General features: G+C 66.6%; 7 protein-coding genes. 1 reads left to right on the top strand and 6 read right to left on the bottom strand.

Going from position 1 to position 9,686, the window contains the following annotated elements:
• Positions 1–95: 95 nt before the first annotated feature.
• The 6 genes from DCO49_RS18210 to murJ all read right to left on the bottom strand — a co-directional run bounded on the left by DCO49_RS18210 (position 96) and on the right by murJ (position 9,200).
• Complete coding sequence (locus tag DCO49_RS18210) at positions 96–1,979, bottom strand: M61 family metallopeptidase (RefSeq protein WP_116865197.1); 1,884 nt, start codon at positions 1,977–1,979, stop codon at positions 96–98.
• A gap of 263 nt (positions 1,980–2,242) precedes the next feature.
• Complete coding sequence (gene ispH / locus DCO49_RS18205) at positions 2,243–3,193, bottom strand: 4-hydroxy-3-methylbut-2-enyl diphosphate reductase (RefSeq protein WP_116865196.1); 951 nt, start codon at positions 3,191–3,193, stop codon at positions 2,243–2,245.
• A gap of 27 nt (positions 3,194–3,220) precedes the next feature.
• Entirely contained in the window at positions 3,221–3,745 is a 525-nt protein-coding gene (gene lspA, locus DCO49_RS18200; RefSeq protein ID WP_116865195.1) for a signal peptidase II, read from the bottom strand.
• Positions 3,745–6,576, bottom strand: coding sequence for an isoleucine--tRNA ligase (ileS, locus tag DCO49_RS18195; protein WP_116865194.1), 2,832 nt, complete (start codon positions 6,574–6,576; stop codon positions 3,745–3,747). The genes lspA and ileS overlap by 1 nt, the downstream gene beginning before the upstream one ends.
• Complete coding sequence (locus DCO49_RS18190; protein ID WP_116865193.1) at positions 6,573–7,520, bottom strand: bifunctional riboflavin kinase/FAD synthetase; 948 nt, start codon at positions 7,518–7,520, stop codon at positions 6,573–6,575. The genes ileS and DCO49_RS18190 overlap by 4 nt, the downstream gene beginning before the upstream one ends.
• Before the next feature lie 75 nt (positions 7,521–7,595).
• Positions 7,596–9,200 (bottom strand): murein biosynthesis integral membrane protein MurJ, encoded by a 1,605-nt coding sequence (gene murJ / locus DCO49_RS18185; protein ID WP_116865192.1) that lies wholly within the window; start codon positions 9,198–9,200, stop codon positions 7,596–7,598.
• Between the two features lie 117 nt (positions 9,201–9,317).
• Between murJ and rpsT the strand changes: the two genes are divergently transcribed.
• Positions 9,318–9,587 (top strand): 30S ribosomal protein S20, encoded by a 270-nt coding sequence (gene rpsT / locus DCO49_RS18180; RefSeq protein ID WP_005408560.1) that lies wholly within the window; start codon positions 9,318–9,320, stop codon positions 9,585–9,587.
• Positions 9,588–9,686: the final 99 nt, after the last annotated feature.

The following is a 9,686-nucleotide window of genomic DNA, read 5'->3' as shown; positions in this document are numbered from 1 at the left end:
GCCATGCTCGACTGCTGTTGGCAGAAGCAGTCGAGCATGGCTCGACTCTACAAAGGCGCAGTCGACCAACGGTCGACTCTACAGAGATCAATACATCATCGCGCCTTCCACAGCTCGGCGAGACGGTCCGGCTTGCCAGCGATGCGCTCCAGCGCCGGGTACTGCAGGCCACCGTGGTAGTCGATGTTCATCGTATCGATGCGGTCGAACTGCTTGACCAGCAGCACGATCGGCGCCTTGTCCTTGGCCGCGGCCGAGACGGCGTCCTTCAGGCGCTCGCTGCTGTATTCGCGGCCACCGACGGCAATCACCTTCATGCCCGGTGCCAGGCCGGCGTTGAAGGCCGGGCTGTCCCAGATCACATCACCGACCACGCCGGTGTCGAGCACGGTCGCACCCAGCGAGTACGCCAGCAGCGCGGCCTTGGCGCGCTTTTCCTGCGCCTTGTAGGCCTCGTTCGGCGTATCGCGGTAGGCCAGCTTCCAGCCAGCCAGTTCCAGGCCACCGGTCAGCGAACCGTGCCCGTCCAGGCGCTGGCGCAGGAAGCTGGCCCAGTCGTACGGCGCGATGCCATTGAGGGTCTCCACCACATCCTCGAAGGTGTACGGCTTGACGTTCCAGTCGCCATTGCCGACGCCGAAGAACGTGCGCGCGAAATCATCCAGGCTGCGGCGGTTGCCGCTCAGCGCGCGCAGCTTGCCTTCCACTTCCAGCCACAGCATCTGCCCGCCGGAGTAGTAGTCCTCGCTCATCTGGTAGTTGCGATAGGCCAGCCCGCGGCGCTGGGCGATGGTCGGGTCGTTGGTGGTGTCCTGCAGCGCGCGCCAGGCCAGGCCCGGGCGTCCACGGTCGTAGGTCGCCGCCACGTTGGCCAGCATGTCGCGGGTCTGCTCGTTCGACCACAGGCCCGAGCGCGCGGCCAGCACCTGGCCCCAGAACTGGGTCTGGCCTTCGTACACCCACAGCAGGCTGTCGCCCATCGGCACGTTGAAATTGGCGGTGGCCAGGTCCGCGCCGCGACGGTACTTGCCGTTCCAGGAGTGGGTGTACTCGTGCGGCAGCAGGTCGCGCATCCACGCGTTCTTGTCCCATTCGGTGAAGTAGCCGGGGGCCGCGCTGTTCTCGCTGGAACGATGGTGTTCCAGACCGATGCCGCCGAGGCGGTCGGTCAGGGCCAGCAGGAATTCGTAGTGGTCGTAGTGGCGCGCGCCGTACAGCTTGTCGGCCTGCTGCACCAATGCGCGATGCAGCTTGATCTGTTCGTCGGTCGGCTTCAGCGACTTGGCGTCGTCGGCGAACACGTTCAGGTGCACCGGCACCTTCGCACCGGGGTCGAGATCGATGCGCTGGTGGTGCTCGCCGGCAAACAGCGGCGAATCGACCAGGTGGTCATAGGAGATCGGCTTGAACACCACGGTGTCGCCATCGCGGCGCGCGGTTTCCAGTGCGGTGGCATAGCCCCAGCCCTTGGGCAGCGTCACGCTGGCCTGCGCCTGCAGGTTGCGCGCGTCGACGCCGGCCGGGTACAGCGAGTTGGCGTTCCACTGCAGGTTGAGCATTTCCGGGGTCATCACCACACGGCCCTGGCTGCCGCCCTGCGAGGAGAGGAAATCGAAGTGGGCGACGATCTCGCTGACACCCTCGGGAACGTCCACCTTGAACGCATAGACATTGAACTGGTCGCGCTGCCAGGCCAGCGGCTTGCCGTTGGCGGTCACGCGCAGGCCGGCCAGCTTGTCGATCGGGCCGGTGGGCGAATGGTTGCCGGGAATCCACTGCGGGTACAGCAGGGTGACCGGACCGGGCTTGACCGGCAGGGTAGCGGTCACCTTGAAGATGCGACGGGCAAGGTCACGTGCATCCACATCGATGCGCAGCAGGCCGGGGGCCGCGGCATCGCCCGGCGGCGAGGTCTGCGCCACCGCAGGCGTGGACGCCAGCGCGAACAGCACGGACATCACCAGGGCACGGGTCTTCATCAGGCAGGTTCCAGCTACGGTAGAACCTTTGATGCTAGGCCTGTGTAGTGCAGAACCCCATGGCCGAAGGTCATGGTCGGTGTGCCCATCCACGCGTGGCGTGGATCTACTGGGGCGCGTGGGCGGAAAAGGTCATGGGCGGTGCCCATCCACGCATGGCCTGGATCTACGGGTGTGCCGACCGGATGCAGTAGATCCACGCCATGCGTGGATGACATGCACCCGCCAGCGCCGGGCCATGCCCGGCGTACCACCTTCCGCAGTCAGTCCACCAACCGCAGACGCAGTTCCTTCGGCAGGGCGAACACCATCGATTCCGGCTCGCCGTCCAACTCGCCCACGCCGTTGGCGCCCAGCTCGGCCAGGCGGGCCAGCACGCCATCCACCAGCACCTGAGGTGCCGAAGCACCGGCGGTCACGCCGATGTGCTGCTTGCCTTCCACCCAGCGCGGGTCGATCTCGCGCGCGCCGTCGATCAGGTAGCTCTCCACGCCTTCACGGCGGGCCAGCTCACTCAGGCGGTTGGAATTGGAGCTGTTCGGCGAACCCACCACCAGCACCAGGTCGCAGCGCTTGGCCAGGTCGCGCACGGCGTCCTGGCGGTTCTGCGTGGCGTAGCAGATGTCGTCGTTCTTCGGGCCCTGCATCTCCGGGAACCGCTCGCGCAGCGCCTCGATGATGCCGCGCGTGTCGTCCACCGACAGCGTGGTCTGGGTGGTGTAGGCGAAGTTCGTCGGCTGGTTGATCTCCAGCGTGGCGACCTGCTCCACGTCCTCGACCAGGTAGATCTGGCCGGTACCGGCTTCGCGGTTCCACTGGCCCATGGTGCCTTCCACTTCCGGGTGACCGGCGTGGCCGATCAGCACCACGTCACGGCCGGCACGGCAGTGGCGGGCCACTTCGAAGTGGACCTTGGTCACCAGCGGGCAGGTGGCGTCGAACACTTTCAGGCCGCGGCGGTCGGCTTCCTGGCGCACGGCCTGGGAGACGCCGTGCGCGCTGAAGATGACGGTGTTGTTGTCCGGCACTTCGTCCAGTTCCTCGACGAAGATCGCGCCGCGCTGCTTCAGGTCGTCGACCACGAAGCGGTTGTGCACCACTTCATGGCGGACGTAGATGGGCGCGCCCAGCGTTTCGATCGCGCGCTTGACGATCTCGATCGCACGATCGACACCGGCACAGAAACCACGCGGGTTGGCGAGCAGCACATCCATCAGTTCAGTCTCCCGGCAGCGGCCGGCTTACGGTTTCGGGGTGGCATTATCCGCCTTTTTGGCGGACTTGCCGTCGAACAGGCCAAACAGGGCGATGCCCACGGCACCGACCACGATGGCCGAGTCGGCCACGTTGAACGCCGGCCAGACATGGTCACCGATATACCACTGGATGAAATCAACCACATGACCATGCACCTGGCGGTCGATCACGTTGCCGATGGCACCACCGATGATCAGCGCGTACGGCACCGCTGCCTTCCAGTTGCCACGGGCGGTGGCGCGCAGCCACCACGCCATCAGGCCGCTGATGGCGATGGCCAGCACGGTGAAGAAGTGCTTCTGCCAGCCACCGGCGTCGCTCAGGAAACTGAACGCCGCGCCGGTGTTGTAGGTGCGGTACCAGTTCCAGAAGCCGTCAATGACCACCACCGGCTGGAACTCCGGCAGGCTCGACAGCACCCAGGCCTTGGACCACTGGTCCAGGCCGATGATGGCGGCCGACAGCAGCAGCCAGACCAGGGCGTTGGGATTAGGACGGGGCGCGGCCATCAGAACCAGCTCCGCACTTCACCGGCACCGGTGATGTTGCCCGCGCAGCGGCCGCACAGTTCCGGGTGATCGGCGTTGCTGCCGACGTCGGCGCGGTGGTGCCAGCAGCGCACGCACTTGGTCTTCTGGGTCGGCTGGGCACTGACGAACACTTCGTCGGTGGTCGCCGGGCGCACCTGCACGTCGCCGCTGATGAACAGGAAACGCAGTTCATCGGCCAGCGGCTGCCACTTCGCGGCCTGCTCTTCGCTGGCGGCGATGGTGATTTCCGCTTCCAGCGCGGCACCGATGGCACCGTTGGCGCGCATCGGCTCGAGCACTTTGGCCACCTGCTCCCGCACGGCCAGCAGCTGGTCGAAATCAGCTGCGTTGAGCTGGGCATCGGCAGGCAGCGGCGCCAGGCCGTCGTACCAGGTGGTGAACAGCACGTGTTCGGCACGCTTACCCGGCAGGTAGCCCCACAGCTCGTCGGCGGTGAAGGTCAGGATCGGCGCGATCCAGCGGGTGAACGCTTCGGCGATGTGGTACATCGCGCTCTGTGCCGAACGACGACCGTGCGAATCGGTCGGCATCGTGTACAGGCGGTCCTTGGTCACGTCCAGGTACAGCGAACCCAGGTCCACGCTGCAGAAGTTCAGCAGCAGCTGGACGATCTCGGCCATGTTGTAGTTGTCGAACGCGGCCTTGATCTTTTCCTGCAGTTCCCAGGCGCGGTGCACGATCCAGCGGTCCAGCGCGACCATCTCGTTCAGCGGGCGCAAGTGCTTGGCCGGATCGAAACCATCCAGGTTGCCCAGCAGGAAGCGCGCGGTGTTGCGCAGGCGGCGGTAGGCATCGGCATTGCGCTTGAGGATTTCCTGCGACAGCGACATCTCGTTGCTGTAGTCGGCCGAGGCGATCCACAGGCGCAGGATGTCCGCGCCCAGCTTGTTCATGATGTCCTGCGGCTCGATGCCGTTGCCCAGCGACTTGGACATCTTGCGGCCGTGCTCGTCCACGGTGAAGCCGTGGGTGAGGCACTGCTTGTACGGGGCACGCTGGTCGATGGCCACGCCGGTCAGCAGCGAGGACTGGAACCAGCCACGGTGCTGGTCGGAACCTTCCAGGTACAGGTCGGCCGGCTTGCCGAAGCCACGCGCGGCCAGCACGCCCTCATGGGTGACGCCCGAATCGAACCAGACGTCGAGGATGTCGGTGACCTTCTCGTAGTCGGCCGCTTCGGCGCCCAGCAGTTCTGCGGCATCCAGCGAGTACCACACGTCGATGCCCTCGGCTTCAACGCGGTCGGCGACCTGCTGCATCAGCTCCACCGTGCGCGGGTGGATCTCGCCGGTCTGGCGATGGGTGAACAGCGCGATCGGCACGCCCCAGGTGCGCTGGCGCGAGATGGTCCAGTCCGGGCGACCGTCGACCATGCTCTGGATGCGCGCCTTGCCCCAGCTCGGGAACCAGCCCACGGTATCGATGGCGGCCAGCGCATCGTTGCGCAGGTTGGCCTTGTCCATCGAGATGAACCACTGCGGGGTGGCGCGGAACACCACCGGCGTCTTGTGGCGCCAGCAGTGCGGGTAGCTGTGGCGGATCGGGTGGAAGGCCAGCAGCGCGCCGTTGTCGCGCAGCACGCCGACGATGGCCTCCTGCGCCTTCCACAGATGCTGGCCAGCCAGCACCACGTCACCGGCGGGCGGGGTCGATTCCAGGTACACGCCACGGCCGTCGACCGGGGTGATCTGGCCGGCGTTGTACTTGTCCAGCAGGCCGTACTTCTGGCTGACCACGTAGTCTTCCTGGCCGTGGCCGGGGGCAGTGTGCACCGCACCGGTACCGTCCTCGTCGGACACGTGTTCGCCGTTGAGCACCAGGATCTCGCGCTCCGGGTAGAACGGGTGCGCCAGCAGCTGGTTTTCCAGCGCCGCGCCGGTGGTTTCACCGTGCAGCACCACGTTTTCGACGCCGTAGCGCTGCAGGGCGCGCTCGGCCAGGGCAGCGGCCAGCACCAGCCAGCGGCGCTTGCCGTTGTGCGCGGGGCCTTCGGCCAGCACGTAGCGGATCTCCGCGCCCAGCGACACCGCCAGCGAGGCCGGCAGCGTCCACGGGGTGGTGGTCCAGATCGGCACGGCCACTTCGACATCGCCCGGCAGGCTGACGCCGAAGGCCTGGGCCACGGCCTGCGCATCGCGCGCTGCGTAGGCCACGTCGATCGCCGGCGATTCCTTTTCCTGGTATTCGATTTCCGCTTCGGCCAGCGCCGAGCCGCAGTCGAAGCACCAGTAGACCGGCTTGGCGCCACGCACCAGGTGACCGTTGGCCACGACCTTGGCCAGCGCACGGATCTCGTTGGCTTCGAAATCGAAGCTCAGGGTCTTGTACGGGTTGTCCCAGTCACCGGTCACGCCCAGGCGCTTGAAATCGGCGCGCTGGATGTTGATCTGCTCTTCGGCGAACTCACGGCACTTCTGCCGGAACTCGACCGCGTCAAGCTTGGTGCCGACCTTGCCCCACTTCTTTTCCACCGCGATCTCGATCGGCAGGCCGTGGCAATCCCAGCCCGGCACGTAGGGCGCATCGAAGCCGGCCAGGTAGCGCGACTTGACGATGATGTCCTTGAGGATCTTGTTGACCGCGTGGCCCAGGTGGATGCGGCCGTTGGCGTACGGCGGGCCGTCATGCAGCACGAACAGCGGGCGGCCGGCGGCGTTGTCACGCAGCTGCTGGTAGAGCCCCTGCGCTTCCCACCGCGCCAGAATGCCCGGCTCGCGCTTGGGCAGGTCGCCGCGCATCGGGAATTCGGTGGCTGGCAGGTTCAGGGTGGTCTTGTAGTCCTGGCTCACGCAGTGGCTCGCAATCTATGTTCGGAAAGGATGGCGCGCGCCTGGTCGGCGTCGCGGTGCATCTGGTCGGTCAGTGCCACCAGATCGTTGAATTTCTCTTCGTCGCGCAGCTTGGCGACGAATTCCACTTCGATATGGCGACCGTACAGGTCGCCCTGGAAATCGAACAGGTGGGCTTCCAGCAGCGGCTCCACGCCTTCCACGGTCGGCCGGGTGCCGAAGCTGGACACCGACGGCCACGGCTGGTCGAACACGCCGTGCACCCAGGTAGCGTAGATGCCCGACAGCGCCGGCGTCTTCGGGAAGCGCAGGTTGGCGGTGGGGAAGCCCAGCGTACGGCCGAGCTGTCGCCCACGCACGACCCGCCCGCTGATCGCGTAGGGGCGACCGAGCAGATCGTTGGCATGGGTGAAATCGCCGGCCTGCAGCAGCTGGCGGATGCGGGTGCTGGAGATGCGATCGCCGTGCAGGTCGACCGCTTCGATCTCGCCGGCGGTGAAGCCGAGCTCGGCGCCCATGGCCTGCAGCAGGGCCAGATCGCCGCGACGGCGGTTGCCGAAGCAGAACTCCGGACCGATCCACACTTCGCGCGCGCCCAGGCGCTGCGCCAGCAGCGTGCGGACGAAATCCTCGGCCGGCATGGCCGCCATCGCCGCGTCGAAGCGCAGCAGGCCGATCGCATCCACGCCCAGTTCGCGCAGGATCTCGACCTTGCTGCGGGCCAGGGTCAGCCGCGGCGGCGGCGTGCCCTGGGCAAAGAATTCTCGCGGCAGCGGCTCGAATGCCACGGCCACCGCGGCCACGCCCAAGGCGCGCGCGCGGGCGACCGCGTGGCGGACCAGCGCACGATGCCCCAGGTGGAGGCCGTCGAATGCACCGATACAGACCACGCTTCCGTTGGGGAACAGCTCCCCGCCCTCGACGCTTCTGAACAGCCTGCTCATCAACTCTCGTTCCGGCCCACCCGGGGCCGCCGCTTCAATGGTGTAACCCTGAAGTATAGCCGTCGTAGCCCCCGATCAATGCCCGCGCAGGTCGCGGGGGCGGAAGCCCATCGCCAGCATGGCCACGCCGTAGGTCGCGCCACCGCCGCCGACCAACAGCGCCAGGGCGCCGATCCGCTCCCACACGCCCATGGCCGAGAAGGCAGGCAGCCAGTGCAGCAGGGCCAGCAGCACGCCGACCATGGCCACGCAGGCCACCAGCAGGCGTGCCAGATAGCCGCCCCAGCCGGGTCGGCGCTGGTAGACATCGGTCTTGCCCAGCCAGTACCAGAGCAGGCCCAGGTTCAGGTAGCTGGACAGCGCACTGGCGATACCCAGGGCCAGGTGCAGGCCCGGCTGCTTGCCGATGGCGGTCATCACGCCCTGTGCCTTCAGCTCGTCGGGCACCATCACCTGGTACAACACGGCCAGCAGGGCGAAGTTGAACACCATGTTGGCCACCAGCGCGGCCACGCCGGCACGCACCGGGGTCCGGGTGTCCTGGCGGGCGTAGAAGGCCGGCAGCACGACTTTCAGGAGGGCGAACGCCGGCAGGCCGAAGCTCAGGCCGTACACCGACAACGCGGTCATGCGGGTGTCGAAGGCGCTGAACTGGCCGTGCTGGAAGATGGTGGCGATCAGCGGCTCGGCCAGGAACAGCAGGCCCAGCATGGCCGGCACCGAGATCAGCAGGGTCATGCGCAGGCCCCAGTCCAGCGAGCGCGAGAAGCCTTCGCGGTCGGTGCTGACGTGGTGGCGGGCCAGCGCCGGCAGGATCACCGTGCCCAGGGCCACGCCGAACACGCCCAGCGGCAGCTCAAGGAAACGATCGGCCAGCGACAGCCAGGACTGCGAGCCGTCGGTCAGCTTGGCGGCGATCAGGGTGTCCAGCAGCAGGTTGATCTGCGCCACCGAGGAGCCGAACAGGGTCGGCACCATCAGGGTCATTACCTTGCGCACGCCCGGGTGGGTCCAGCCCCAGCGCGGCAGGGTCAGCAGGTTGATGCCCTTCAGCGAGGGCAGCTGGAACAGCAGCTGCAGGATGCCGGCGGCCAGCACCGCCCAGCCCAGCGCTAGGATCTGCTTTTCCGGGGTGCCGCCCAGCCGCGGCGCCAGCCACAGGGCACCGGCGATCATGCACAGGTTGAGGATGACCGGGGTCAGCGCCGGCATGGCGAAGCGCTGGAAGCTGTTGAGCGCGCCACCCGCCAGGGCGGTGAGCGAGACGAACAGCAGGAACGGGAAGGTCAGGCGGAACAGGTCGACCAGCAGGCCCTGCTTGACCGGATCGGTATCAACCCCGCTTGAGAACACCGACGCCAGCTGCGGCGCGAAAATCAGCGCCACGGCGGTCACCAGCATCAGGATGCCGCCCAGGGTGCCAGCCGTGCGCGCCATCAGTTCGCGCAGCTCTGCATGGCTGCGGGTCTCTTTCACTTCCGTGAACACCGGCACGAAAGCGGTCGCGAATGAGCCTTCGGCGAACAAACGGCGGAGGAAATTGGGTACCCTGAAGGCGACCCAGAAAGCATCAGTGATGGCGTTGGTGCCGAACGTGGTGGTCACCACGAAGTCCCGGACAAGTCCGAGAACGCGCGAGACCATGGTCATGCTGCTGAACGACAGCAGGCCCCGCAACAACTTGGGTGAACTCACTCAGCGTCCCTCTTGACAATCGACTTGACGTGCATTTCTTACGCCATCATACTAGCTAGCTTGCTGTTCCCATAACACCGATTTTTTCAGGAAACCACCACCGTGGCCAATATCAAGTCCGCCAAGAAGCGCGCCAAGCAGACCGTCGTGCGCAACGCGCGCAACGTGGCTCAGCGCTCGATGCTGCGCACCGCTGTCAAGAAAGTGATCAAGGCGCTGGACGCCAACGATGCCGCCGGCGCCGAAGCCGCCTTCGCCGTTGCCCAGCCGATCCTGGATCGCTTCAGCGCGCGTGGCCTGATTCACAAGAACAAGGCTGCTCGTCATAAGAGCCGCCTGAACGACCGCATCAAGGCCCTCAAGGCCGCCTGATCCGGCGTTGCCGCCCCGCCCTTCGGGGTTGGGCAGCAGACAAAAGCCCGGCCTCGGCCGGGTTTTTTGTTGCCTGCGATCTGCCCCATGTAGAGCCGA

The sequence above is a fragment of the Stenotrophomonas sp. SPM genome, assembly GCF_003105135.1.
Lineage (GTDB): Bacteria > Pseudomonadota > Gammaproteobacteria > Xanthomonadales > Xanthomonadaceae > Stenotrophomonas.
Note: the sequence above shows the minus strand (reverse complement) of the source record. Positions and strands in the feature narration are given on the sequence as shown.

Coding starts and splice junctions, on each gene's coding strand:
- lspA (WP_116865195.1), bottom strand. CDS start 3,745: ATGGCCGCGCCCCGTCCTAATCCCAACGCCCTGGTCTGGCTGCTGCTG.
- DCO49_RS18190 (WP_116865193.1), bottom strand. CDS start 7,520: ATGAGCAGGCTGTTCAGAAGCGTCGAGGGCGGGGAGCTGTTCCCCAAC.
- ispH (WP_116865196.1), bottom strand. CDS start 3,193: ATGGATGTGCTGCTCGCCAACCCGCGTGGTTTCTGTGCCGGTGTCGAT.
- DCO49_RS18210 (WP_116865197.1), bottom strand. CDS start 1,979: ATGAAGACCCGTGCCCTGGTGATGTCCGTGCTGTTCGCGCTGGCGTCC.